Origin of the sequence: Streptomyces sp. NBC_01190 (assembly GCF_045039895.1) — a bacterium.
Taxonomy (GTDB): Bacteria; Actinomycetota; Actinomycetes; order Streptomycetales; family Streptomycetaceae; genus Actinacidiphila.
This window is the reverse complement of sequence record NZ_CP108580.1, coordinates 3,809,633-3,835,093: the sequence shown is the minus strand read 5'-3', so window position 1 is coordinate 3,835,093 and position 25,461 is coordinate 3,809,633. Positions and strand designations below refer to the sequence as shown.

The window sequence follows — 25,461 nt, the reverse complement described above, 5'->3', positions numbered from 1 at the left end:
ATAGCGCGCCACCGCTGATGAGTAAGGAGTGACCGTGGCGGACCCACGCCAATGGTTGACGAGGACAGGCGTCGGTGCGGTAGCCGTCGCGCTGCTGCTCTCCGGCCTCACCACGAGCGCGAACGGCGATGAGACCTCCCCGTCGGCGGCAGCCCCGTCCCCGGCCCCCGGCTCGGCGCGGCCCGGCGACACGACGGCGGGCACGGCCACGTCAGCGGGCGCGGGGCAGACCCCGGCCGCCCCGGCCACTGCCGCCGCCCCGATCGCACCGGCCGAGGCCGGCACCCTCCCGGCCGCACTCCCCCCGATGGGTGTCTTCACCGACTCGGGGCCCGACGGCATCAGCAGCATCGGCAAGCTGGAGAACTGGCTGGGCGGCACCCAACTGCGCGTCGGCCACACCTACTTGTCCGGCGACCGGTGGGACTCCATCGAGGGCGGCGGCGGGCTGCTCCAGCCGTGGGCGGACTGGAAACGGGCCGTGGCGGACCGGATGTTCGTGCTCAACGTCCCCATGCAGCAGGACAACGAAGGGCACCTGTCCGACCCGCGGGTCCGCCGGCTGATCCAGGCCGGGGCGAGCGGCGCCAACGACGTCCACTTCACCCGGCTCGCCGAGCGGCTGGTCCAGCTCGGCGTGCCGGACACCGTGATCGTGCTGGGCTGGGAGATGAACGGGACCACGTACAGCCACCGTTGCGGGCCCGACCCGGAGGGCTGGAAGTCCTACTGGGACCGGATCGTCACCGCCATGCGGGCGGTCCCCGGCCAGCACTTCCGGTTCGACTTCGCGCCCAACCGCGGGCAGGACGACATCGGCTGGACCGCGTGCTACCCCGGTGACAAGACGGTCGACATCATCGGGATGGACTCCTACGACCAGCCGGCCGGCGAGTCCTTCTACGACGAGGTGACCGAGCCGTTCGGCCTCCAGGCGCAGGTGGACTTCGCGGCGGAGCACGGCAAGCCGATCTCGTACCCGGAGTGGGGGCTCTACCGGGGCGGCGACAACCCGGACTACATGAGCCTGATGCTGGGGTGGGTGACCTCGCACAAGCCGGTGTACCAGACGATCACCGACTACTGCCCGCACGGGGTGTGGGAGTGCGGGGACAATCCGAAGGCGTCCAGCGTCTACAAGACGCTGCTCTTCGGGCGGAAGGTGTCGGGGGCGGCGCTGCCGCCGGCGGCCACGCCCCCGGCGCCCGCCGCACCCTCGGCGCCGCCCGCGCCGCCTTCGCCGACCCCGGCGCCGACCGGCGGCTCCGCCGCCACCGCGGTGCCCACCCACCCGGTCAAACCCACCCCGCGCCCGGCCAAGCCACCCCGCCCCTCGGCGGCCACCCCCATCGAGACCTGCCTCTCGATGCGGCTCCCCGAGATCATGGGCCAGAGCTACACCACCGGCCAGGTCTGCATGAAGTTCCGCCCCAGCGCGTCGACCCCACCAAAGAAGAAGTAACGGCCCTGCGAGCGCCCCGACCCCGCCCCGGCTGAACCGGTCCAGTGCCTGCTCGGCCCGCCCCGCCCCGCGCGGTCGCCGACGGCGGCGAACCCCGACGGGGAGACGGTCAGTCGACAACGAATTCGCACGGGTGGTGCGGGTGGGAACATCAGTGCGCCGTAGGCGCGGGGCCTGCTCACCCGGTGGGGCGCGGGGGCCGGCGGCCTGTGAGGTGGGCGTGGAAGGTGCGGAGGCGGGGGTGGGCGGCCGCGGCCGCGCGGGTGCGGGCCGCGGCGTGGCGGAGCAGCAGCAGGGGGGCCGCGGGACCGCCCGAGAGCAGAAAGCGCTGGTTGGCGGCCGCACTCGGCCGCCAATGCGACTTGTACGGTTCCGCGCCCCGCAACAAGCTCAGCGTCGCCCGCCCCCCACCGGCCGCCTGCCGTACCCCGTGCCGCATCAGCAGCGTGTTCACATCCACCTTGGCGCGCCGCAGATCCGGGTCCGCCCCGTACAGATAGCCGCCGGCCAGCCCCGGCGACAGCACGGTCAGATTCACCGCCACCACCTCACCCGCACGGCGGAACTCGGTCACCACCGCCTCGCCCGCGGCCGTCATCAGCGCCGCCGCGCGCCCCAGGTGCTCGGCGAACCTCGCCCGCGCGTGCTCCGGGTTCACCCCGCGCCCCCGCCATTGCAGCAGATGCAGCCGCAGCATCTCCCCGACGGCGGAAGCCACCTCCGCGGCCGGCACATCGCGCTCGGTGACCCCGGCCGCGTCCAGCTTCCGCAGCGTGGACCGGATGCGCTGGCCGCGCGAGCTGCCCACCCGGGCGATCAGCCCGTCCATGGGCAGCCCGGGCAGCTCCAGGCAGACGGAGTCCGCCAGCCGCCGCTTCGGCCCGCGCCACACCGCGTAGAGCCGCTCGGCCGCCGCCCCCGCCCGTACCTCGCGCAGGTCGACCACCGCGCCGCGCGCCGCCCGCCGCACCGCGCGGGCGAGCGCGGCGGTCACTTCGCCCCCGGTGTCGGCGCGGCCGTCGATCAGGACGTCCGCGTAGTCGGTGATCGCGCCGCCGATCGGTACGAGCACCGGGTACGGCCGAAGGACCCGCATCAGCGGTGCGGCGGCGACCAGTTCGGGACCGCGCCAGACCAGGGCGAGCCGGAGCCGGCGGGGGACGCCGTAGGACAGCCACCAGGAGTGCAGCCAGGCGTGCGACTGGAAGGGAGTCGCCGGGCCGCACGCGCGGTGCAGCCGGGTCCAGTCGGGGGCGAGGGCGGCGAAGGCCCGCGGGTCGCGGCAGACGCTCACCCGGAGGTCGGTCGCGCCGCCGGCGGGACCCGGGCCGGTCGCCACGGGACCGGTCGACGGGGTGCCGGTTTCGGCCGGCGGCCCCGGCTGGGGCAGCGGCGGCGCGGACACGGCGCCGGTCACACCGAGCTCCTGGCGGGCTCGTGCGGGGCGGCCGACGGCGTGGGTACGGGGGCGGCCGGCGGGACACGGGGGGTCGCACGGGGACGGACCAGCAGGACGAGCGCGCCGAGCAGCCCGCCCAGGCTGACGCCGAGCGCCGCGCAGAGCGGGACGGAAGGGGAGCTGGGCGAGGCGGGGGCGACCGCGGGGGCGAAGACCAGCAGGCGGACGCCGGTGGCGGTCGCGTCGCGGTTGCCGGTCGCGGCGAGCGAGGCGGCGACCGCGTTGGCGATGATCGCGGCGGCCTTGCCGTGGTCGGCGGTGCCGGTGATCGAGATCATCGGCGCGTCGGGCGAAGTGGCCGCCCGTACCCGGTCCTTGAGGTCGTCCGCGGCGGTCCGCGCGGTGGCCTGCGCGCCGGCCAGCACCGCGGACCCGGTGACGATCCGGCCGTACGCCTGCGCGAACCCGAGCGTCACCGAGGGATCACCGGAGTGCTGCGGTACGACCATCACATAGCTGGTCGCGGAGTACTGCGGGGTCGCCAGCAGTCCGTAGCCGAGGCCGCCGAGCAGCCCGATCCACAGGCCCAACGGCAGCGGCAGCCAGCGCGGCAGGCCCCGCCACCAGCCGCCGCGCTGCTGTGCGCGGCGCTTCTTGACGGCGTCCAGGGTGTCCATCGGGTCCCTCATTTCTCGGCGGAGAGCTGGTCGGCGTGCGGGACGGCGGTGCCGTCGGCCCGGGGAGCGGGGGCGTGGGCAGCGGCGGGGACCGGAGCGGGGGCCGGCGCTTGGGCCGGGGCGGAGGCCGGAGCAGCAGCCGGAGCGGAGGCGGGCGCGGTACGAGCGGCCGCCGTGACGCCCTCCGCGGTGGACTGGCCGGGGACCGCGGGCACGGGTCCGCGCCGCTTCCCGCGGACGGCCTCCTCGTAGAGCGCCATCACCTGCTCGGCGGTGCGCGCGATGTGATACCGCTCGACGGCCGGCGGCACCGGCTGTCTGGCCGCCCCGGCGGCGCGGTCCGCGATGAGGGTGGGGTCGAGTTCGTACGGGGCGATCCGGCGGGCCGCGGGCGCCTCCTCGGCCGGCAGGTCCTCGAGCGCCGGGCAGGAGACGTAGCGCACCGGCAGCCCGGCGGCGAGCGCCTCGACCACCGAGAGCCCGAAGGTCTCCTCGGGGCAGAGCGAGACGAACAGGTCCATGGCGGCGAGCAGCCCGCCGAGGTCCGTCCCGGTGCCGGTCGAGGCCGCCATCCGCACCCGGCCCGCCACGCCGAGCTGCTGTACGAGCTGGAGCAGCGGCACCCGTTCCGGGCCGTCTCCGACGAGCAGCAGATACGTGTCGGGCAGGGCGGCGACCGCCCGCATGAGGTCGTCGAACTTCTTGCCGGGCACCTGCCGCCCCATGCCGCCCACGACATAGGCGTCCGCCGGGATGCGCAGGTCGGTGCGGACCACGGCGCGCGCCCGTGCGGAGAAGCGGAAGGCGGCCGGATCGATGCCGTTGGGGACGAGCCGGACCCGGGCGGCCGGCACCCCCCACCTGCGGAGGCGGCGCTCCACGGTCCCGGACACCGCCAGGGTGCCGGCGCCGAGCCGCTCGGTGGTCCGGTACAGGGCGCGGGTGCCGAGGGTGAGCGGGCGGCCCTCCAACTGGGTCGCGCCCAGGGAGTGTTCGGTGGCGACCGACGGAACCCCGGCCAGCCGGGCGGCGACCCGGCCGTACACACCGGCCCGGTAGAGGTGGGTGTGCACCAGGTCGTAGCCGCCGGACCTGATGAACCTGGTCAGCCGCGGCAGTACCGCCAGATCACGGTTGCCGCGCATCTCCAGATGGGTGACGGAGACGCCGTCCGCCCGCAGCGCCTCGGCGACCGCCCCCGGGTTGGTGAGGGTCACCACCTCGCAGTCGGCGGGAAGTTGGCGCAGCAGCAGGCGCAACTGGACTTCGGCGCCACCGATGCCGAGCCCGGTGATGACGTGCAGAACCTTCACGGGTGCCCTCCGGGTGAGTCGGTCAGGGGGTCCGGCCCGGCCGGGGGCGGCGGGTCGGAGTGGTGCCCGGCGTGATGCCGGGGGAGCGTCGGGGCGGACCGCAGGCCGCCGGCCGCCCCGGACCGCGGTGGTCCGCCGGCGAGTACGGTCGCGTCCGCCTGCGCCACCTCCGGCAGGCCGCGGCTCCGGAAGTCGTGCAGCAGCCGCTTGGCGTGCAGCCGGGAGGCCGTGTCACGGTCGCCGACGTGGGTACGGGGCAGGGCCAGCAGCGAGGTGAGCGGCCCGGGGGCGATCGCGCAGCCGTAGACGTAGCCGGCCCGGCGGACCGCCTCGACCGCGCGCGGGTCGATCGCCCCGTACGGGTAGCAGAAGCCGGCCGGTGTGATGCCGGTGATGTCGGCCAACAGGGCCCGGCTCTCGCTGACTTCGGTGGTGAGCGTGGTGTCGTCCACCGAGGTGAGGTCGCGGTGGAGGAGGCCGTGGGAGCCGATCTCCAGGCCGGCGCCGACCACCTCCCTGACCCCGTCGGCGTCGAGCAGCGGTTTGCGCGGGCCGTCCGGGTCCCACTCGTTGCTGCCGCCGAGCCGGCCGGGGAGCACGAACAGCGTTGCCGTGTGCCCGTGTTGGCGCAGCGCGGGGACGGCGTGCCGCAGGAAGTCGGCGTAGCCGTCGTCGAAGGTGAGCCCGACCAGCCGCCGGTCGCGCCCGGCCGCGCGGGCGGCGAGGAGTTCGCGCATGCTGACCCCGGTCAGCCCGTGCCGGTTGAGCCAGCGGAGCTGCGCGGCCAGCCGCTCGGGTCCGACGGTGATCAGATACGGGTCGTCCCGGGGATTGCCGACCGAGTGGTACATCAGCGTCCAGGGAGCGCGGCGCACCGTACGGGGGCGGCGGCGGAGCACGAACGGATCAGCGGTCATCGGCGGCCTTCCGGGTCACGGTGGCGAGCAGATACGGCAGTTCCGGCACCCGCAGGACGAAGGCCGCGAGCGCGAAGACGGCCGGTACGACCGCCGCGCAGCCGACCACGGCGGCCAGGGCGCCGGGCGCGCGGGCGGCGACCAGCGCACCCGCCGGCGTGGCGGCGGCGGCGGCGAGCACCGTACGGGCCAGGCCCGGCGCGATCGTGCGGGCCCTGACCGCGAGGCTGTGGGCGCCGAGACCGCGCAGCAGCAGTCCGGCGGTGAGGGTGATCCCGGCCGCGTTGCCCGCCGCGATCCCGTACGCCCCCCACCGGCCGACCGCGGCCGCGTCCGCCACCGCGGTGACCAGCAGGCCGACCGCCATGGCCGCCGCCGGATACCAGGTGGGCCGGCCGGTCGAGAAGTACGGCCGCACCAGCGCGCCGACCAGGCTCTGGCCGAGCAGACCGAGCGCGTACACCCGCATCACGGAGGCGGTCGCGGCCGTGTCGGCCGCGGTGAACTCGCCGCGCTGGAACAGCACTTCGGTGATCTGCGGGGCGCAGGCGATGACGTAGGCGGAGCCGATCAGCACCACGACGCAGACGAGGGCGAGGTCGCGTTCGACCCGCCGCCTGGCCCGGTCCCGGTCGCCCTCGGCGAGCGCGCGGGAGACGGCGGGGAAGGTGACCGTACAGATCATCACCGACAGCGCCATCGGCAACTGGGCGACTTTCTGGGCGTAGTTGAGGTGGGAGATGGCGCCGGCCGCCAGCGGGGCGGCGAAGAACCGCTCGACCAGCACTTGGGCCTGCCGGCTCACGGTGAAGAGCACCACCGGAGCGAGCAGCGCCAGGCCGAGCCCGCGGGTCGGCGGTGCCTGGGTGTCCAGGGCCGGCCGGTTGCCGCGCAACTCAACCAGGGCCGAGGGGAGTTGAACGGCCACCATGAGGATTCCGCCGACCGCGACGCCGGCCGCGGCGGCCCGGATCCCGTAACGGCCGTGCAGCGCGAGGAGGGTGGCGACGATGCCGACGTTGTAGGCGACGTAGATCGCCGCGGGGGGCAGGAAGCGGCGGTGCGCGCGCAGCGCGGCGGACAGATAGCCGGCCAGTCCGAAGGTGAAGACGCTCACCGCGGTCAGCCGGGTGCAGGCCACCGCGGCCGAGGGGTCGGCGAGGCCGGGCGCCAGCACGTCGACCATCTGTGGCGCCCCCGCCACCAGCGCGGCGGACAGCACCCCCAGCAGCGCGAGCAGCCGCGGCAGCGTCCCCCTGACCACGTCGCCCGTCCCCGCGCCCCGCGCCAGCGCCGCGCTGAACGCGGGCACCATCAGCAGCGCCATCGCGTCCTCGATCAGCACGGTCGCGGCCACCTCCGGCACCGTCCACGCGACCAGAAACGCGTCCGACTCCGCCCCGGCCCCAAAAAGATGCGCGATGGCCTGATCCCTGGCCAGCCCCAACACCGACCCGGCGATACTCAGCCCAACAGTGACCCCAGCCGCCCGCGCCAGCCCCGCCGCCCCCCCGCCCCCGCCCGAACCAACCGCCGCCTCGGCCGCGACCGTCCCCCTCACCACCCGCCCCCACCGCCGGGGCCCGCGCCAGGGGCGCGAGGAACCGCGCGAGCAACCACGTCGGACGCGCACCCGGTCCGCGACCGATCCCCCCCGTCGCTCCCGGGTGCCGCCCCACCGTCAAGGGCCCCACCAGGGGCGCGAGGAACTGCGCGAGCAACCACGTCGGACGCGCACCCGGTCTGCGACCGATCCCCCCCGTCGCTCCCGGGTGCCGCCCCACCGTCAAGGGCCCCGTCAGGGGCGCGAGGAACTGCGCGAGCAACCGAATCCGGCCCGCAGCTGGCAGGCGACGCCAACCCCCACCACCCGGTCAACCCCAAAAGCACCGCACTCAACACCGTGACCGGCCCGCCGATATCCGCGTAAAGAAAATCAACGCACGTCCACAGCAGCAGCCCGACCGCCGTCAGCCCCGTCCCGGAAGCGCCACCCCGACGCAGCCGGGCGACAGCGGCGGTGAGCAGCGCCGCCAGGAACCCGGTGAGCAGCACACAACCGAGAAGCCCCTGCTCACCCAGCGCCAGCAAGTACATGTTGTGCGGCGAGAGCAGCGGCTCGCGCCGGTACGCCTGCCCCGCCCCCGCCGTGTCAGAACCGGACGACAGCGCCAGCGAAGCGTGACCGTCCCGCTCCGCCGGAAAACTCTTGAGCCCCACCCCGGCCACCGGATGCCCGCGCCACATCGACAGCGCCGCCGCCCACAGCGCGTAGCGATCCGTCACCGACGCGTCGGGCGCGTCCGTCACCCGGGAAATACTGGCAACGCGCGCACCGATCACCTGCGAGCCGACCCCGACCCCGCCGACCAGCAGCACCGCGCACGCGGCCAGCACCCCGAACACCCGCACCGCCTGCCGGCGGCCCGCCAGCACCGTCATCGCGCCGCAGGCGACCGCGGTCGCGATCCACGTACCCCGGCTGAAGGACACCGCGAGCGGCACGGTGAGGGCGGCGGCGCAGCCGAGCGCGGCCAGCCGCACCCGGACCGGACCGGGGGCCAGCGCCCGCCCGGCCGCGATCACCAGCCCGTACGCCACCACCGTGGCCATGTCCATGATGCCGGAGGGCCCGAAGGTGCCGACCGCCCTGATGTCCTGGCCCATGTACGAGGCACCGGTCGCGGTCACGTACTGCCACACACCGACCGCGCCCTGCGCCAGGGCGAGCACCACGACGCTGCCGGCCACCACCGCGAAGTCCCGCCGGTCGCGCAGCAGCAGCACGATCGCGGCCGGCACCAGGACGAACACCTGGGCGTAGCGCAGGAATCCGGCCGCCGCCGCGCCCGGGTCCCGCGACACGGCGGCGGACACGGCGAAGCCGATCAGCGGTGCCCCGAGCACGATCGCCGCGGTCGGGGTCAGCGGTCGCCGCCGCGCCCGCGCCAGCCGGACCGCGACGGTCAACACGAGGACGGCGGAGGCCGCGTCCGCCGGGGTGACCTTGCCGGACCGGCTGACATCGCCGGCCGCGACCGGCAGGGCGAGCAGCAGGATCGTGGCCAGCACGGGCAACAGCGGCGCGAGCCAGGCTAGTTCCCTGAAATGCCGCGACATCACATCGGGCCGGGGCGGGCGCGCCGTCGCGGGCCCACGGCTGAGGGTCAGCGCCATCAGCTACCGCCGAACCTGAAGACCGAGCAGACCGTACGGACCAGGATCGTCACGTCCTGCCACAGCGACCAACTGTCGATGTAGTGGTTGTCGAAACGGGCCCGGTCGGCGATCGAGGTGTCGCCGCGCAGCCCGTGGATCTGGGCCAGGCCGGTGATACCGGCCGGCATCCGGTGCCGGTCCTGGTAGCCGGGGTACGCCGCGCTGAACTGCCGTACGAAGTGCGGGCGTTCGGGCCGCGGACCGACCAGGCTCATGTCGCCGCGCAGCACGTTCCAGAACTGCGGCAGCTCGTCGAGGGAGGTACGGCGCAGCAGCCGGCCGATCCCGCTCAGCCGCAGGTCGTGCGCGATGCTCCAGCGGGTCGCGGCCTCCCCTTCGTCGCTGGGCCGCAGCGTGCGGAACTTCAGCAGCGTGAACGGGCGTCCGCCCAGCCCGATCCGCTCCTGGCGGAAGATCACCCCGGGCCCGTCGGCGACGCGCACCGCGAGCGCGCAGCCCGCGAGCACCGGTGCGAGGAAGCAGAGCGCGGTACCGGCGGCCACCGCGTCCAGCGCCCGCTTGGCCCGGCGCCCCGGCGGTCCCGGCAGCGGACCGTACGGCGCCAACTCCAGTTGGCGGCAGGCGAATCCCCAGAGGTGCCCCGGCGTCACCGGACCGCCCCGGGTACTCAACCGCCAGACCCGGCAGCCCTGCGCGGCCAGGCGCCGCAGGGCCGCGGTGGTGGTGGCGTCGAGCGCGGGCGGGTCGGCGACGACGGCGTACCGCACGGCGTTCAGGACCACCGCTCGGGTGATCTCGCTGTCCCCGGCGAGCAGCGGCAGTGGCTCCGACGGGGGTTGGCCGCCGGCCGGCTGCCGTACCGCTAGGTCGCCGTGGTCCGCCGCCGAGGTGGGGACGACGCCGGCGACCGGCCGCATCCCGTACTCGGGATGGGCCCGCAGCACCGCCGCGATCCGCGCCACGGCCGGACCGGAGCCGACGATCAGCGTCGACGCGGGGTGGCGGCGGGCGGCGACCCGCCAGGCGCGGTAGGCCAGCCCCCGCAGCGCGCACGCCGTCAGTACGGTCAGGGCGACCGCGGCCGCCAGACAGGCCCGGCTCGGCCCGCCGCCCAGCACCGCGACCGCCAACCCCCAGCCGAGCACCGCCCGGACCACGATCGTCGGCACCTCGCGCAGTGCGCCGGGGTCGAAACCGGGGCGGTAGAGGTCGGCTTGGTGGCATCCGACGAGCAACAGCCCCAGCGCGAGGGCCCCGCACCGCAGCGCCTCGATCCCGCTCCCGGCGGCGGCCAGGGCCGTCCCGGCGAGCACGGCGGCGCAGTCGACGCCGACCAGCACGGACCGGCCGCGCCCCCGAAAGACCCGCCGCCCACCGCGGGCGGGCCCTCCCGGCTGCGCGACCAGCCGATCGCCGACCCGCTCCCCCGCGCGGTCCAACGTGCGTTCGGCGCCGCGCTCGCCCGTACGGTCGCCCAGCAGGGTGCCCACCCGGTCGTCCAGGCGGGTTTCGGGGCGGCGGGGGGATGGGCCGGGGGCGGTCAGCGGTTCGGCCGGGCGGGCGGTGGACGTTCGGGGCAACTCGGCCGTCCGGTCCGGGGCGGGGGCGACGGGCGGCGCCGCGGAGGTGATGGGTGCCGTAGCCGGTGCCGCGCCGGAAGGCGTGGCGAGGCTTTCGGGGGGCGGCGGTGGGAGGTGGATGCCCGGGTGGGGGACCTGGGAGCGGGTCATCGGGAGGCCCTCTCCGCCGGGTACGGATACGGGTTCGGGCGCGGAATGGCGAGCAACTCCCGGTAGAGGGCGCTCACATCGGCCGCCGCTCTGCGTACGTCATGGCGACCGCGCACATGGGTGAGCGCCCGCTTCGCGGCGGCGGCCCGCAGCGGCGGATCGGTCAGCAGCCCGAGCAGCGCGTCGGCCAGCGCCACCTCGTCGGCGACGGGAACGAGGCAGCGGGCCGCGTCGGCCGCCGGCAGGCTCTCCCGCGCCCCCGAGACATCGCTGAGCACCACCGCCCGGCCGCACGCCATCGCCTCCAGCGGGGCGAGCGCCATGCCCTCCCAACGGGACGGCTGCACCACGAGGTCGGCGGCCAGATACCAGGGCCGCGGGTCGGCGGCCGGACCGGCCAGTACCACCCCGGGGGGCGCTTCCCGGAGCAGCCGGTGGCGGTCGGGACCGTCCCCGACCAGGGCGAGCCGGGCCAGGGGGAGCCGGGCGGTCACCCGGGGCCAGGCCCGCAGCAGGATGTCCTGCCCCTTCTGCGGGCAGAGCCGGCCGACGCAGACCACCAGCGGTGTGCCGGGCGCGAGGCGGCGCAGGGCGGCCAGTTCGGCTCGTACGGCCGAGGGATCGGCGGCGGAACCAGCGGCGGAGCCCTCGGGGGACCCCCCGGCGGAATCAGCGGCCGGGCTGAAGTGCTCGGTGTCCACCCCGTTCGGCACCACCGCCCAGCGCGCCCGGACGCCCTGCCGCCGGCCGGCCGCGCGTTCCGCCTCGCTGACGCAGAGCACCCGGTCGGTCCAGCGCGCCGCCGCGTACCGCTCCCAGCGCACCGCGGCCCGCGCGAGCGGCCCGCTCGCCGCGTCGTACGACCAGGCGTGCGGCTGGAAGACGGTGGGGAGGCGGCCCCGCGCCGCGAGCCGGCCGGCCAGTCCGGCCTTGGCGCTGTGCAGATGGAGCAGGTCGGGGCGTACCGCGCTCAGTACGCGTCCGGCGGCGGCGGTCTCCCGGGCCAGGTCGGGCCCGGGGGAGCGGCGCGCGGGCCACCGTACGGCTTCGGCGCCGGCCGCGGTGACGGCGCGAACGAGTGAATCCGGCGTGTCCGTCCCGCCGCTCGGCCCCTGCGGCCCCTGCGGCCCCCGCGGGCCCCGAGGATCCGGCGGGGAGGCGACCACGACCCGCGCCCCGGCGCTCACCTGGGCCCGTACCAGGTCGGAGACGACGCGGGCGACGCCGCCCTCGACCGGCTGGGTCATATGGAGGACCGTCAGCCCGGCGAGGTCGTTCTGGTGTTGCGGCATCGCGCGCCGTTCTCCCTCTCGGCCATCCGGAGAAGCCGAAGTCCGGTCAAGTTGCGCTGTCGCGTGATCGGGCGGCGATCAGCGGCTCCGTGCTGTCAACGAATCACATGCCTGTCAGGTAATCCAGACGAATCACGAATGCACGCTGGCAGACACGGCGGGGTGATTCACGTAAGGCGCGCGGGGCCTTGACCTGGTCAGACTTCTTATGACCATCGCAAGAGTGATGGCGACGGAACGTCAACGTTTATATGCGCCGTACTCATATCGAGTGGAGGTACGCTGCCCGCCCCGCGCCGGCCGGCCACGCCCCGCTGACCCTCGGCATTCGGGTGAACGATCATTACCAACCGGACCCGACGGTGTTGGTCAGTCTGCCTCTGGTACCGGGGGCAGTCTCTCGTCAGAAGGACCATCAACCGTGATCAAGAAGATCTTCGCCGTGGCTGCCGTCGCCGCGTCCCTCGCGGGCGTCTCCGCGGTCATCGCCCCGCAGGCGATGGCCATCGGCAGCGACTCGGGGACCACCACGGCCAACGGCAACGGCTCCGAGCAGGCCTACGGCAACACGTACACCAGCGGCTATATGAGCCCCTCCTTCGCGCTGGTCCAGGGCTCGCTCAACAAGCCCTGCGTCGCCCTGCCGGCCAAGGCCAACCTCGGCACGCTGGCCGGTGCCACCCCGATCAACCTCCAGGACGTCAACGTGCTGTCCTCGCCGCAGAACCAGCAGTGCGTGGAGAACTCCACCCAGTCCAAGGGCGACGAGGCCCTCTCGCACCTCCTGGACGACATCCCGGTCCTGTCCGCGAACGGCTCCGCGAACCACTGAGGGGCCTGCTCGGCCCCTTGCGGGGGTGGCACACGCGGCCCTGGTCACCGTCTTCGGGCGGGCGACCGGGGCCGCGCCGGTTTTCCGGTCGACGGTTCATTTTTTTCTGGTTCACCGGTTCTGCCGGTTCTGCCGGTTCCGGCGATTCTGCTGGTTCTGTGGCTTCGCCGGTCACCGTGGGCCGAATTCCGAGCGGACCCGCCTGTTTCCGTGCCCACGATCCACCTGCGTCGAAACACCATTCCGGGGTCCATTCGGGTGGATAGTGCGGAACCCGCCCCGCTCGGGAGTTGCTTCCGGTGATCGGCGGTCGTTAGCCCTCCGTAGCGGTGTTCGGGCCATGGGAATACGTGACCGGCCGCCACGAGGGTCGTGGTGGTGTCAGACACCGTTCAAGGAAAAAGGAGCCACTCGTGAAGTTCTCGAAGGTCGCTGCCGTCACCGCCGGCACGCTGCTCGCGATGGGCGTCGCCGCTCCCGCGTTCGCCGACTCCGACGCGGCCGGTGTCGCCGCCCACTCCCCGGGCGTGCTGTCCGGAAACGTCCTCCAGGCGCCGGTCGAGATGCCGCTCAACCTGTGCGGCAACACCGTCGATGCCCTCGGATCCATGCTCAACCCGGCGCTCGGCAACACCTGCGTCAACGCGAGCGCCTGACCTCACCCTGTCGGGCCGCGAGGTCGTGAGGGCCGCGAGGCACTGAACAGGGACCGCCTCGGAGTGCTCAGCGCGCCCGGGGCGGTGCGCCGGACCGTGGTGCCGTCACGGCACCGCGGGTCCGGCGCGACCGACTGTGACAGATGCGGAGAAGAAGACTCGATGCGACAGATCCTGAACTGGAGCCTGTTCACCGTCGCTGCCGCCGGCAGCGTGCTCGCCATCAGCGGGGGGTACGCGAGCGCGGACAGCGCAGCGGAGGGCGTGGCGGCCGGTTCGCCCGGCCTGCTCTCGGGAAACAGCGTCCAGACCCCCGTCGACGCGCCGGTGAACGTGTGCGGCAACACCGTTGACGCGACCGCCGTGGCCAACCCGGCCTTCGGCAACCAGTGCGCCAACACCTCGCAGCGCCCGGCCGGTGCTCACTCGACGCTCGGCGCGGGCGCGGTGGGCAGCGGCGTCACCAAGGGCTCTCCCGGTGTGCTGTCCGGGAACTCGGTGGATATCCCGGTGAGCGCGCCGGTCAACGCGTGCGGAAACACGGCGGACGCGGCGTCCCTGCTGAGTCCGGCGCTGGGGAATTCCTGCGTCAACGACGAGCAGTCGTCCTCGATCCACCAGCCAGGACAGGTGCCGCCGCCGGCCGTCACCCCGCCGCACACCCAGCCTCCGCAGACCGGCACACCGCCGGCCGGTGAGACGCCGCCGGTGCCGCAGGTGCATACGCCCGGCTGGCCCGCCCCGGCGCCGCCGGCCCAGCCCGGCCTGGCCGAGACCGGTTTCGACAGCCGGGCGATCGGCGCGGCCGGCGCCACCAGCGCGGCGCTGCTGCTCGGCGGCGCGATGCTCTACCGGCGCGGAGCGCGTCCGGCGCACGCCGGGCACCGCCGCTGACCGACAGCGGTTTCCGTTGTTCTCCATGGTCATTGACCATTTCGAAGGACCGCCGAGGGATTTCGGCGTCAGCTACTGAAAGGGTGGCCAGTGAAGTACTCAAAGGTTGCAGCGGTCGTGGCCGGTTCCGTGATGGCGGTCGGCCTGGGCGCCCCCGCCTTTGCCGCCGACTCCCCGGTCGCTTCGCCGGCCGCCTCGCCGGCCGTGACTCCGACGGTCGCCCCGGCCGTCTTGCCGGCCGCCGTCCCGGGCATGGCCTCCCTCAGCGCGCCCGCCGCCTCCCTCGTCGCCACCCCGGCGATGCCCTCCGTGCCCTCGATGCCTGCGACACCCGCGATGGCCACGACGCCCGCGACACCCTCGCCGGCCGCGACACCGGTGATGGCGACGAGCATCAACGGCGGTGTGGAACAGGCGCTCGCCCAGCAGCCGGTCCAGAAGACGGTGGACGGCACACAGCTCGGGGACACACTGACGGGCGCCACCGGCACCGCGCAGAGCCTCCGGCAGCAGACCCTGGCCGCCACCGTGCTCGGTCGGACGGGTGACGCGGTCAAGAGCGGCGGCCTCTCGACGGTCACCGGTGCCATGCCCGGCGCCTCGCTCCTCGGCGGGCTTCCGTTCGGCGGCTTCGGCGGCGCCTGAGCCGCCGGCGCGGTCCGGTCGGCCGGTCCGGCCTGTGGGCCGGACCGCGCTCACTTCGCCGCCGAATGAACGCGTACCAGAACCGTGCATCCATGCACCAAAAAGGACAACCATGATCAAGAAGATGCTCGCCGGCGCCGCGCTCGCCGCCTCCGTTGTCGCGATCGGCGCCACCGCCGCCCCGCAGGCCATGGCCATCGGCAATGACTCGGGGACCACCACCGTGAACGGCAACGGCGCCTTGCAGACCTACGGCAACACCCACACCGGTGGCTCGCTGAGCCCGCAGATCGGCCTCGTCCAGGGCACCCTGAACAAGCCCTGCCTCGCGGTGCCGGTGAAGGCCAACGCCAGCACGCTGGCCGGTGCAGCCACCCCGCTCAACGTGCAGGACCTCAACCCGCTGTCCTCGCCGCAGAACCAGCAGTGCGCGGAGAACTCCACCCAGTCCAAGGGCGACGAGCCCCTCTCGCACGTCCTCACCGACCTCCCCCTCCTCTCCGGCAACGGCTCCTTCAGCGGCTGACCCCGCCACCTACCCCCACCCCCCGCGGGCCGCCCCCCTTCCCCTCCCGGCGGCCCGCTTCGCCATGCCCTGGGGCACCCCACAGCCCCGTGTCCATCGTTCGGTGGACAGAGGAGGGTCCTGGCGGTCGATCCGATGGGGGGAGAGGTGAGGGGAGAGTGGGGGCATGACGGGATATGCGGTGCGGGCGCGGGGGGTTCGGAAGAGGTATGGCGAGGTCAGAGCGGTGGACGGGGTGGATCTCGATATCCGGCGGGGGGAGGTGTTCGGGATCCTCGGGCCCAATGGGGCCGGGAAGAGTACGACCGTGGAGATCCTCCAAGGGCACCGCGGGCGCGACGGCGGTGAGGTGACGGTGCTGGGTGAGGACCCGGAAACCGCCGGGCGCGACTGGCAGGCCCGGGTGGGGATCGTCTGGCAGGACGAGTCCGCGCCCGCGGAGTTGACGGTCGCCGAGACCGTACGGCACTTCGCGCGCTACTACCCGCGGTCCCGGGACCCGGACGAGGTGATCGCGCTGGTCGGGCTCGAAGCGAAGGCGCGCAGCCGGACGAAGATGCTGTCGGGCGGCCAACGACGGCGCCTCGACGTCGCGTTGGGGGTGATCGGCCGGCCCGAGCTGCTGCTGCTCGACGAACCGACGACCGGCTTCGACCCGGTGGCGCGGCGGCAGTTCTGGGGGCTGATCCGTGAACTCGCCGCCGAGGGGACGACGATCGTCCTCACCACCCACTATCTGGAAGAGGCCGAAGCCCTCACCGACCGCCTCGCGGTGATCGCCGCCGGCCGGGTCCGCGCCCTCGGCGAGGCCGCGACGCTGGCCGGCCGGGCCGCCGCGCGGGCCACCGTGCACTGGACCGAACCGGACGGCTCCGTACGGGCCGAGGAGACCGACACGCCCACCCGGGCGGTAGCCGAACTGGGCCGCCGATTCGACGGGGAGATACCGGGGTTGCGGGTCACCCGCCCCACCCTCGAAGACGTCTACCTGCGGCTCATCGAAGCGGAGAACGCGTCATGACCGCCACCGGGTCCGGCCACTCGCCCGCCGCCGACGCCGCGGACCTCACCGGCTCCGCCGCCGCGCCCCGCCCGCGGACCGGCGCCGCCCCGCCCCGGCTGCCCGGGGTCTGGCAACTCGGCCTGCTGCGCGGCGGCCTGGAGCTCCGCCTCTTCTTCCGGCAGCGCGAGCAAGTCGTCTTCACCTTCGCCTTCCCGGTGGTGTTCCTCTTCCTCTTCGCGTCGATCTTCGGCGACGACATGGCGAACTCCGGCGCCACCGCCTCCCAGTACTACGTGGCGTCGATGATCGCCGCCGGAATCATGTCCACCAGCTTCCAGTCGCTCGGCATCTCGATCGCCATCGAACGCGACGAGAAGGCGCTGCGGCGGCTGCGCGGCACCCCGATGCCGCCGGCCGCGTACTTCCTCGGCAAGATCTGGCTGGTCCTGGTGACCGGCGTGCTGGAGACCGCGGTGCTGCTGCTCTTCGGCACCACCGTCTACGGTGTCGACCTGCCGTCGGACCTCGCGGGCTGGCTGACCTTCGGCTGGATCTTCGTCCTCGGCCTCACCGGCTGCGCGCTGCTCGGCATCGCGATCAGCAGCGTGCCCAAGTCGGGGCGCAGTGCCACCTCGGTGGTCGTCCTGCCCTTCCTGGTGCTCCAGTTCATCTCCGGCGTCTACATCCTCGTCGACACCGTGCCCAACTGGATGCTGACCGTAGGATCGTTCTTCCCGCTGAAGTGGCTGTGCCAGGGGCTGCGCGGGGTGTTCCTGCCGCAGGCCGCCGCCGCCCTGGAACCGGCGGGGAGTTGGGAGTACGGCAGGATCGCCCTGGTGCTGGGCGCCTGGTGCGTCGGAGGATTGGTGCTGTGTCTGCTGACCTTCCGCTGGAAGAGCCGGAGCGACGGCTGAGGGCGCCCGCCGGGCCGGTCGCCGACACCCATGTCTGGGAGCGCCGTTTCCTGCCCTGGGACTGCTACTTCGCGGTGGTGTGGGTGGCGACCGTGCTCTTCGCGCTCGCCGCGGAGAGTCCGGGACCGCACATCCGGCTGATCGCCGCCGGGCTCTTCGGGCTGCTGGTCCCGTGGTACGCCGTGGCCGGGCGCCGGCTGCTGACCGCCGCGGATCCGGGCGGCGGGCGGCGGCAGGTCGGCTACATCACCGGCCTGGTCGTGCTGTTCCTGCCGCCGGCGATCCTGGTCGGCGAGACCCGGCTGGCGACCTTCGCCCTCGTACCGCAGTGCTTCATGCTGCTGCGGATCCGGGACGCGCTGGCGGCGGTGGCCGTCATCAACGTCACGCCGGTGCTCGGCTGGGCGCTGGTGTGGCGTCCGGACGCGCACGTCGTCTACTACAACTCGGTGTTCGCCGCGGTCACGTTGGCGTTCTCCGCGGTGCTCGGGAGCTGGATCATCCGGATCATCGAGCAGAGCGCCGAACGTGCGGAGCTGCTCGCGGAGTTGCGGGCGAGCCGGGAGCAGATCGGCCGGCTCTCGGCGGAACGCGGCGCGCTGGCCGAGCGGGAACGGCTCTCCCGGGAGATCCACGACACCCTTGCCCAGGGCTTCACCAGTCTGCTGATGCTGGTCCAGGCGGTGGACTCCGAGCTGGACCGTGATCCGGACCAGGCTCACCGCCATCTGGAGCTGATGGCCCGCACCGCCCGGGAGAACCTCGCCGAGGCCCGCGCCCTGGTGGCCGGCGGCGCGCCCGCCGGGCTCGACGGCAGCTCGCTGGCCGACGCGGTCCGCAGACTCGCCGCCCGGCACGCCGAGCAGACCGGGGCGCCGGCGGTCGTGGAGGTCACCGGCACCGTACGGGGGCTGCCGGCCGCGGTCGAGGTGGTGGCGCTGCGCACCTGCCAGGAGGCGCTGGCCAACGTCCGCCGGCACGCGGGCTCCGGCGCCGCGGCGACGTTGCGGCTGCACTACGCCCCGGACGCGCTGGCGCTCTCCGTCCAGGACGACGGCCGCGGCTTCTCCCTTGCCGCCCCGGTAGGACTTGGCGGCGCCCCGGCCGCGTCGCCGTCCTCCGGCTACGGCCTGCCGGGACTGCGGGCGCGGGCGGCGGAGCTCGGCGGCACGGCGGACGTGGCCGGCGCGCCGGGACGGGGCACGACCGTGAGCGTGACGCTGCCGCTGGAGCGGGTCGCCATGGCGGAGGGGGCCGACGTGGCCGACGCGTCCGACGTGTCCGACGTGTCTGATGACGCTGCACTCGCCCGCCGCGCCGATACCGCCGCCCCGCTCGGCAACCGACGGAGGCCCCGGTGAACCGTCCCGCGGCAGCGATCCGGGTGCTGCTCGCCGACGACCACCCCGTGGTACGGCAGGGGCTGGCCGCCATGCTGGGGGCGGAGGCGGACCTGGAGGTGGTGGGCGAGGCGTCGAGCGGCCCGCAGGCGGAGGCGCTGAGCGCGGCGCTGGCGCCGGACATCGTGCTGATGGACCTGCGGATGCCGGACGGCGGCGGGGTCGAGTCGATCGAGCGGATGACGGCCGCCGGGCTGCCCTGCCGGGTCATCGTGCTGACCACGTACGAGACCGACGGCGACATCCTGCGGGCGGTCGAGGCGGGGGCGGCCGGCTATCTGCTCAAGGACGTCGCCCGGGCCGAGCTGGCCGACGCCATCAGGGCCGCGGCCCGGGGCGAGACCGTACTGGCGCCCTCCGTCGCGGCCCGGCTGGTGGACCGGCTGCGCACCCGGCCCGAACGCCCGCGGCTCTCCGACCGGGAGACGGCGGTGCTGCGGCTGGTCGCCGAGGGCTGCACGAACGCGGAGGTCGGCCGCAGGCTCTTCATCGGCGAGTCCACGGTGAAGACCCATCTGCTGCGGGCCTTCACCAAACTGGGCGTGGCCGACCGCACGGCCGCGGTGACCAGCGCGATGCGTCACGGTCTGCTCTAGGCGGGGGAACTGCGCGCCCGCGGATCGTCACCGGCCGGGTGGGGCGGTTGCTGTCGTTGCCGGTCCACCGCCCGGTGGCGGGTTGCTCGCGCCGTTCCCCGCGCCCCTTCGGGGGCGCCCACCTGGGGGCGCCCCGCCAGGGGCGCGAGGAACTGCGCGCTCAGCCACGGCGCACGCGCGGGTCGTCACCGGCAGGGTGGGGCTGTTCCGGTCGTACCCGGTCCACCGCCCGGTGGCGGGTTGCGCCGGGGCGGGTGACTTCCCTCACCCATAGGGGAGCGGATCCGGGGAATCCGGGCCCAGAACCGTAATCCTTTGGCCGTGGACAACCGCTACCTGCGCAATCCGGGCTGAGCGGCGGCTGCCCCTCGCGCGCCGCGCGCAGTAATGTTGCCCTGGGCAAGCAAAAAATCTGGAGGAAGACCACCGATGAGCGCCGAAGCAGATGCCGTCTCGACCCGCACCGGACCACCACCCGCGACGGCCTATTCGCACCGCCAGATCATGGTCATCCTGTCCGGGCTGCTGCTCGGCATGTTCCTGGCCGCGCTCGACCAGACGGTCGTCTCCACCGCCATCTACAAGATCGGCGAGAGCCTCAACGGTCTGACCGCCCAGGCGTGGGTGACCACCTCGTTCCTGATCACCTCGACGATCGCCACCCCGCTCTACGGCAAGCTCTCCGACCAGTACGGACGCAAGCCGTTCTTCCTCTTCGCGATCGCCGTGTTCATCGCCGGTTCCGCGCTGTGCATGCTGTCCACCTCGATGTACATGCTGGCCGCGTTCCGCGCGTTCCAGGGCATCGGCGCCGGTGGTCTCTTCTCGCTCGCCTTCGCCATCGTCGGCGACATCATCCCGCCACGTGAACGGGCAAAGTATCAGGGCTACTTCATGGCGGTCTTCGCCACGTCCAGCGTGCTCGGGCCGGTCGTCGGCGGCGCGCTGGCCGGCCAGAACCAGCTCCTGGGCATCGACGGCTGGCGCTGGATCTTCCTGATCAACGTACCGATCGGCATCGTGGCCCTGATGGTGGTCGGCAGGGTGCTGCACGTCAAGCACGACCCGCGCCCGCACCGCGTGGACTACCCGGGCGCGGTGGCGCTGATCATAGCGCTGGTGCCGCTGCTCATCGTCGCCGAACAGGGCCGGGAGTGGGGTTGGGGCAGCGGTACGTCGTTCGCCTGCTACGTGGTCGGCGCGATCGGCATCGTCGGCTTCCTCCTTGCCGAGCGCAAGGCGGGCGACGAGGCGCTGCTGCCGATGCGGCTGTTCCACAACGGCGTCTTCGCGATCGGCTCCGCGCAGTCCGCGATCATCGGTATCGGCATGTTCGGCGGCATCACCCTGCTGCCGCTCTACCTCCAGCTCGTCAAGGGCAACTCGCCGACCAAGGCGGGTCTGCTGACCCTGCCGCTGGTGCTCGGCATCATGATCCTGTCGATGGTCTCCGGTCAGATCACCTCGCGGACCGGCCGCTACAAGATCTTCCCGATCATCGGCTCCGCGCTGCTGGTGCTCGGCATGCTGATGCTCTGGCGGCTGAAGGCGGACAGCGGGCTGGTCTACGCCGACCTGTCGATGTTCGTCGTCGGCGCCGGTCTGGGCCTGAACATGCAGACGATCGTGCTCGCCATGCAGAACGCCGTGCCGCCGCGGGACATCGGCGTGGCCACCTCGTCGACCACGTTCTTCCGCCAGATGGGCGGCACGCTCGGCGTCGCGGTCTTCCTCTCCATCGTCTACTCGCTGGTCGGCAGCAAGATCGGGTCGGCGTTCGCCGACGCGAAGGGCAGCGCCGCGTTCCAGGCGGCCGCCAAGGCGCACCCGGATCAGCTCAAGACGCTCACCTCGGCGTCCTCCGGCGGCACCGGAACGCTCAACGACACCTCGTTCCTGAAGAACGTCGACCCGGTGCTCGGCCACCCGTTCAAGGTCGGCTTCACCGGTGCGATCGACGTGGCCTTCCTGGTCGGTGCGGCGGTGCTGGTGGTGGCGTTCGTGCTCTCCTTCCTGATCAAGGAGGTGCCGCTGCGCACCACCGGGGCGGCCTTCGCGGAGACGCCCGGGTCGGAGCCGGGGCCGAAGGCGTCGGAACCCGCCGCCGATCCGGCGTCGTGACCCGCCCGTCCTACGGTCGTGGGTTTCGGACGGATCGAGGCCGAGGGCGGCCGGGTGATCGTGGCCGGTGTGGACGGCTCGGACTCCTCCTGGCGGGCCACCGCGTACGCGGTCGGTCTGGCCAGGAGGCAGGACGCGCTGCTGGTCCTGGTCCACATACTGCCGGTCCACTCGTCGGCGGGGATCGGGGGCGTGGCGTGGATGCTCCAGCAGGACGATCTGGTCATCGCCGAGGAGCTGCGCGCGCGGATCGCGGAGGGGCTCGCCCGCACGGTTGAACTGCGCGGCCTGCGCTGGGAGTTCCACGTCCTGCGGGCGGCCGACGTGGCGGCCGGCCTGAGCCGGATGGCCGATGATTTACGCGCCGACTCGGTGGTCCTCGGCGCCTCCAGGGGCCTGCGCCACCGGCTCTTCGGCTCAGCGGGCGTGCGGTTGGTGAAGGGCGGGAAGTGGCCGGTGATAGTCGTCCCGTGAGCCCCCGCCCGCGGCTCCGCCCGGGCCACCGACCCGCGCCGCCCGCCGGCACCGATCGTCCAGGCCGAGCCGGGTGGCCGGGGCCCGCCGCGCACGGCCGGTCGGGCGACGACGGCTGCTGGTCCGGGGCACGTCTGTTGGTACGCGGTACGCGGTGAGGGCCGCCGCCCGGTCGGGCCGCCCGCTGGGTCGTCCCTCGGGGTGCGTCAGCCGGTTGGGTCGGGGGTCCCGGGTCGCTCCTCCGGCGGGAGCCGGGACGCCAGGAGTTGGGTCAGGTGGGTGCCGGGGAGGGGAGAGAGGTGGGTGAGTTGGGTGCGGCAGGAGAAGCCGTCGGCCAGGACGACCGCTCCGGCGGCTGCCTGCCGGACGGCGGGCAGCAGGGCGGTCTCGGCGACGGCGACCGAAACTTCGTAATGGCCCTTCTCCACACCGAAGTTGCCGGCCAGGCCGCAGCAGCCGCCGACCGGGCGGACCTCGGCGCCGGCCGCGCGCAGCAGGGCCGCGTCCGCGTCCCAGCCGAGCACCGCGTGCTGGTGGCAGTGGGGCTGGGCGACGCCGTGGACGCCGCCGAGGTCGGGCGGGGTCCAGCCGGGGGTGGCGGTGAGGAGTTCGGCCAGGGTGCGGGTGGCGGTGGCGGCGCGGACCGCCCGGGGATCGTCCGGGAGCAGCTCGGTGAGGTCGCCCCGCAGGACCGCCGTGCAGGAGGGTTCCAGGCCGACGATCGGCCAGCCGGCTTCGAGGGCCGGCGCCAGCGCGTCCAGGGTTTCGGTCAACCGTGCCTTGGCCGCGTCGAGTTGGCCGGTGGAGAGCCAGGTCAGACCGCAGCAGACCGGGCGGCCGGTGAGCCGTACGTCGTACCCGGCGTGCTCGAGCACCCGGACCGCGGCCTGGCCGACCTCGGGTGAGAAGTGCTCGGTGAAGGTGTCCACCCACAGCAGCACCGGCGGCCGCCCGGCCGCGGCGGACCCCACCGACCCCGTTGCCCCTGCGGCGGCCGCGCCGGCCGCTGCCCTGGCGCTGAACCACTGGCGGAACGTACGCGTGGCGAAGCGCGGCAGCGGGCGCCGTGGGTCGATGCCGCCGCCGCGCTTGGCGAGCGCCGCGACCGGACCGATCGCCAGCAGCGCGTTGACCAGTCGCGGGGCGCGCGCCGAGAGCCGGGCCCAGCGGGGCAGCCAGCCGAGGGCGTAATGGGCGGCCGGCCGCGGCCGGTGCCGGTAACGCCGGTACAGCGCCTCCGCCTTGTACGTGGCCATGTCCACCCCGGCCGGGCAGTCGCTCGCGCAGCCCTTGCAGGACAGGCACAGGTCCAGCGACTCGGCGATCTCCGGTGCCCGCCAACCACCCTTGACCAGGCTCCCGTTGGCCAACTCCTGGAGCACCCGGGCGCGACCGCGGGTGGAGTCCTTCTCGTCCCTCGTGGCCAGATAGGACGGGCACATCACGCCGCCGGAGCCGGTGCCGTCCGCCCGGCACTTGCCGACGCCGACACAGCGGTGCACGGCGGTGGCGAAGTCGCCGCGGTCCTCCGGGTACGCGAAGGACAGCGCTCCGAGCCGAGCGGTGGCGGCGGGCAGCCGCAGATCGGCGTCGACCGGGCGGGGCCGCACGATGACGCCGGGGTTGAGCACGTCGGCCGGGTCGAAGAGGTGCTTGACGGCGGCCAGTGTCTCCAGCGCCGGCGCCGAGTACATGTGGTGCAGCAGCGCGCCGCGGGCCCGCCCGTCACCGTGCTCGCCGGACATCGACCCGCCGTGCCGCCCGGCCAGCGCCGCCGCGGCCGCCAGGAACTCCCCGAAGACCGGGGGCCGCGCGGCCAGCGGGAAGTCGATCCGCACATGCAGGCAACCATCCCCGAAGTGGCCGTACATCAGCCCGTCGAGACCGAACTCACCCATCAGGGAGGTGAGTTCACGCAGGTACGGGCCCAGCCGCTCGGGCGGCACCGCGGAGTCCTCCCAGCCGGGCCAGGCCGGTTCGCCCGCCGGGGTCCGGCCGCCGAGGCCCGCGCCGTCCTCCCTGATCCGCCACAGCGCCGTGGCCTCGGCGCCGGTGACGACCGTGAAGTCCAGACTGTTTCCGTCGGCGGCCAGCCGCCGGGCCGCGGCGACCGCCTCGGCCTCGGTGGCACCGGCGGTCTCGGCGAAGATCCAGCCGTCACCGCGCGGCAGTCCGCCCGGTACCGCCGCCTGGCCGCGCCGCCGGCGCACCACGTCCACCAGCCGGGAACTCATGCCTTCGAGGGCGACCGGGTGGTGCGGGAGCAGACCCGGTACGGCGTCGGCCGCGTCGGCGATGCCGGGGTAGCCGAGTACGGCCATCGCGGTGTGCGCGGGCGCTTCGACCAGCCGGACGGTGGCCTGGAGCAGGAGGGCGAGGGTGCCTTCGGTGCCGACGAGGAACTTGGCGAGGTCGGCGCCGCGCTCCGGAAGCAGGTGCTCCATCGAGTAGCCGGAGACCTGGCGGGTGAAGCGGCCGAACTCGGTGCGGATCAGGGCGAGTCGGCTGGTGACGAGGGTGTCGAGGCCGGCCATCAACTCGGCCGCGGGTCGCGGGGCCGTCGCTCCGGCGGCGCCCAGCCCTTCCCGGTCCAGCCGCCGGGCGGTGAGGCGCACACCGGCGCCGGTGACCACGTCCAGCTCGACCGTGTTGTCGGCGGTACGCCCGTAGGCCAACGCCCGCGCCCCGCAGGCGTTGTTGCCCAGCGCACCGCCGATGGTGGCCCGGGCGTGGGTGGAGGGGTCGGGGCCGAAGCGCAGGCCGTACGGGGCCGCGGCGGCGCTGATCGCGTCCAGTACGGCGCCGGGTTCCGCGACGGCGGTCCGCGCGCCGGGGTCGACGGCCAGCACCCGGTTCATGTGCCGGGAGAAGTCGAGGACGACGCCCTCGCCCACCGCGTTCCCGGCGATCGAGGTGCCCGCGCCGCGGGCGGTGAGCGGGACTCCCCGGTCGCGGCAGACATCGAGGGCGGCCAGTACGTCGGCCGCTTCCCGGGGGAAGACGACGGCTTGCGGGATGACCCGGTAGTTGGACGCGTCCGCGCCGTACTCGGCGCGCCGCCTGGAGCCGGCGTCCACCTCTGCGAGGCCGGCTCGCCGCAGGGCGCTGACCAGGTCTTCGTCCCTTTTCGCAGGCGGCACGGGACCCTCCGGGGGCTTGCCCGAGCGCGTCGGGGTATGGCAGCGGGTACGGTGATTGATCCTAATACGGGGGTTCTTGCGGTTGTGGTTCGTCTGCCGGTCGGTGCGGGCTGGTCGCTTGCGCCCCTGGGGTGGTGGCGGGTTGCGCCGGGTCGTTGTCTGCGGGTGCGTTGTGGCTGGCCGCGCAGTTCCTCCCCCATAGCTTCGCCTGGGGGGACCCCCAGCGCCCCTGATGGTTCCCGCCGGGCGCCTGGGCACCCCTCGACGGGCGTCGCCCTCACCTCTGCGGG

The 25,461-nt window shown here is 74.1% G+C and carries 21 protein-coding genes and 1 pseudogene; 12 read left to right on the top strand and 10 right to left on the bottom strand.

The genetic code is table 11. The features are described from left to right. The first annotated feature begins 34 nt into the window (after positions 1-34). Entirely contained in the window at positions 35-1,462 is a 1,428-nt protein-coding gene (locus OG519_RS15845) for a glycoside hydrolase family 26 protein (RefSeq protein WP_405583746.1), read from the top strand. A gap of 178 nt (positions 1,463-1,640) precedes the next feature. On the opposite strand, the gene OG519_RS15840 is transcribed toward OG519_RS15845, so the two are convergent. The 8 genes and pseudogenes from OG519_RS15840 to OG519_RS15805 all read right to left on the bottom strand — a co-directional run bounded on the left by OG519_RS15840 (position 1,641) and on the right by OG519_RS15805 (position 11,970). Continuing rightward, positions 1,641-2,801: a GNAT family N-acetyltransferase gene (locus OG519_RS15840; RefSeq protein WP_405592753.1), complete on the bottom strand. Its 1,161-nt coding sequence runs from the start codon at positions 2,799-2,801 to the stop codon at positions 1,641-1,643. 74 nt (positions 2,802-2,875) lie between these two features. Next, positions 2,876-3,538 (bottom strand): lipopolysaccharide biosynthesis protein, encoded by a 663-nt coding sequence (locus OG519_RS15835; RefSeq protein WP_405583744.1) that lies wholly within the window; start codon positions 3,536-3,538, stop codon positions 2,876-2,878. An 8-nt stretch (positions 3,539-3,546) separates the two neighbouring features. Beyond that, a complete protein-coding gene (locus tag OG519_RS15830; protein ID WP_405583742.1) occupies positions 3,547-4,851 on the bottom strand; it encodes a glycosyltransferase in 1,305 nt (434 codons plus the stop codon). Next, entirely contained in the window at positions 4,848-5,768 is a 921-nt protein-coding gene (locus OG519_RS15825) for a polysaccharide deacetylase family protein (RefSeq protein WP_405583740.1), read from the bottom strand. Before OG519_RS15825 ends, OG519_RS15830 begins: the two co-directional genes overlap by 4 nt. Beyond that, the gene (locus OG519_RS15820; RefSeq protein ID WP_405583738.1) at positions 5,758-7,329 is read right to left on the bottom strand and encodes a lipid II flippase MurJ; all 1,572 of its coding nucleotides are present in this window, start codon (positions 7,327-7,329) and stop codon (positions 5,758-5,760) included. Before OG519_RS15820 ends, OG519_RS15825 begins: the two co-directional genes overlap by 11 nt. A gap of 254 nt (positions 7,330-7,583) precedes the next feature. Beyond that, positions 7,584-8,888: pseudogene (locus OG519_RS15815) on the bottom strand (O-antigen ligase family protein); the annotation flags it as partial. A gap of 56 nt (positions 8,889-8,944) precedes the next feature. Continuing rightward, the gene (locus OG519_RS15810; RefSeq protein ID WP_405583736.1) at positions 8,945-10,678 is read right to left on the bottom strand and encodes a sugar transferase; all 1,734 of its coding nucleotides are present in this window, start codon (positions 10,676-10,678) and stop codon (positions 8,945-8,947) included. After that, positions 10,675-11,970 carry a glycosyltransferase gene (locus OG519_RS15805; RefSeq protein WP_405583734.1) on the bottom strand — a complete coding sequence of 432 codons (1,296 nt, stop codon included), beginning with the start codon at positions 11,968-11,970 and terminating at the stop codon, positions 10,675-10,677. Before OG519_RS15805 ends, OG519_RS15810 begins: the two co-directional genes overlap by 4 nt. 421 nt (positions 11,971-12,391) lie before the next feature. On the opposite strand from OG519_RS15805, the gene OG519_RS15800 reads away from it, so the two are divergent. From OG519_RS15800 to OG519_RS15790, 3 genes are all read left to right on the top strand, one after another. Continuing rightward, positions 12,392-12,802: a rodlin gene (locus tag OG519_RS15800; RefSeq protein ID WP_405583732.1), complete on the top strand. Its 411-nt coding sequence runs from the start codon at positions 12,392-12,394 to the stop codon at positions 12,800-12,802. Positions 12,803-13,215: 413 nt separating this feature from the next. Then, positions 13,216-13,458 (top strand): chaplin, encoded by a 243-nt coding sequence (locus OG519_RS15795; RefSeq protein WP_405583730.1) that lies wholly within the window; start codon positions 13,216-13,218, stop codon positions 13,456-13,458. A gap of 162 nt (positions 13,459-13,620) precedes the next feature. Next, on the top strand, positions 13,621-14,352 hold the full coding sequence (locus OG519_RS15790; RefSeq protein ID WP_405583728.1) for a chaplin: 732 nt from the start codon (positions 13,621-13,623) through the stop codon (positions 14,350-14,352). Between the two features lie 68 nt (positions 14,353-14,420). On the opposite strand, the gene OG519_RS15785 is transcribed toward OG519_RS15790, so the two are convergent. Beyond that, positions 14,421-14,747 (bottom strand): hypothetical protein, encoded by a 327-nt coding sequence (locus tag OG519_RS15785; RefSeq protein WP_405583726.1) that lies wholly within the window; start codon positions 14,745-14,747, stop codon positions 14,421-14,423. Here OG519_RS15785 and OG519_RS15780 point away from each other — a divergent pair. The 8 genes from OG519_RS15780 to OG519_RS15745 all read left to right on the top strand — a co-directional run bounded on the left by OG519_RS15780 (position 14,734) and on the right by OG519_RS15745 (position 22,031). After that, positions 14,734-14,997: a hypothetical protein gene (locus OG519_RS15780; protein ID WP_405583724.1), complete on the top strand. Its 264-nt coding sequence runs from the start codon at positions 14,734-14,736 to the stop codon at positions 14,995-14,997. The two genes, OG519_RS15785 and OG519_RS15780, sit on opposite strands and share 14 nt — an antisense overlap. A 112-nt stretch (positions 14,998-15,109) precedes the next feature. Then, positions 15,110-15,523: a rodlin gene (locus OG519_RS15775; protein ID WP_405583722.1), complete on the top strand. Its 414-nt coding sequence runs from the start codon at positions 15,110-15,112 to the stop codon at positions 15,521-15,523. A 166-nt stretch (positions 15,524-15,689) separates the two neighbouring features. Then, on the top strand, positions 15,690-16,544 hold the full coding sequence (locus OG519_RS15770; RefSeq protein WP_405583720.1) for an ABC transporter ATP-binding protein: 855 nt from the start codon (positions 15,690-15,692) through the stop codon (positions 16,542-16,544). Next, positions 16,541-17,440, top strand: coding sequence for an ABC transporter permease (locus tag OG519_RS15765; protein ID WP_405583718.1), 900 nt, complete (start codon positions 16,541-16,543; stop codon positions 17,438-17,440). Before OG519_RS15770 ends, OG519_RS15765 begins: the two co-directional genes overlap by 4 nt. Continuing rightward, positions 17,398-18,801 (top strand): sensor histidine kinase, encoded by a 1,404-nt coding sequence (locus tag OG519_RS15760; RefSeq protein ID WP_405583716.1) that lies wholly within the window; start codon positions 17,398-17,400, stop codon positions 18,799-18,801. The genes OG519_RS15765 and OG519_RS15760 overlap by 43 nt, the downstream gene beginning before the upstream one ends. Continuing rightward, positions 18,798-19,436 carry a response regulator gene (locus tag OG519_RS15755; RefSeq protein ID WP_405583714.1) on the top strand — a complete coding sequence of 213 codons (639 nt, stop codon included), beginning with the start codon at positions 18,798-18,800 and terminating at the stop codon, positions 19,434-19,436. Before OG519_RS15760 ends, OG519_RS15755 begins: the two co-directional genes overlap by 4 nt. Positions 19,437-19,865: 429 nt before the next feature. Beyond that, positions 19,866-21,557: an MDR family MFS transporter gene (locus OG519_RS15750; RefSeq protein ID WP_405583712.1), complete on the top strand. Its 1,692-nt coding sequence runs from the start codon at positions 19,866-19,868 to the stop codon at positions 21,555-21,557. 18 nt (positions 21,558-21,575) lie between these two features. After that, the gene (locus OG519_RS15745) at positions 21,576-22,031 is read left to right on the top strand and encodes a universal stress protein (protein ID WP_405583710.1); all 456 of its coding nucleotides are present in this window, start codon (positions 21,576-21,578) and stop codon (positions 22,029-22,031) included. Positions 22,032-22,237: 206 nt separating this feature from the next. Here the strand turns inward: OG519_RS15745 and OG519_RS15740 are convergent, their stop codons facing one another. Further along, positions 22,238-25,171 (bottom strand): FAD-binding and (Fe-S)-binding domain-containing protein, encoded by a 2,934-nt coding sequence (locus OG519_RS15740; protein WP_405583708.1) that lies wholly within the window; start codon positions 25,169-25,171, stop codon positions 22,238-22,240. Between the last annotated feature and the right edge of the window lie 290 nt (positions 25,172-25,461).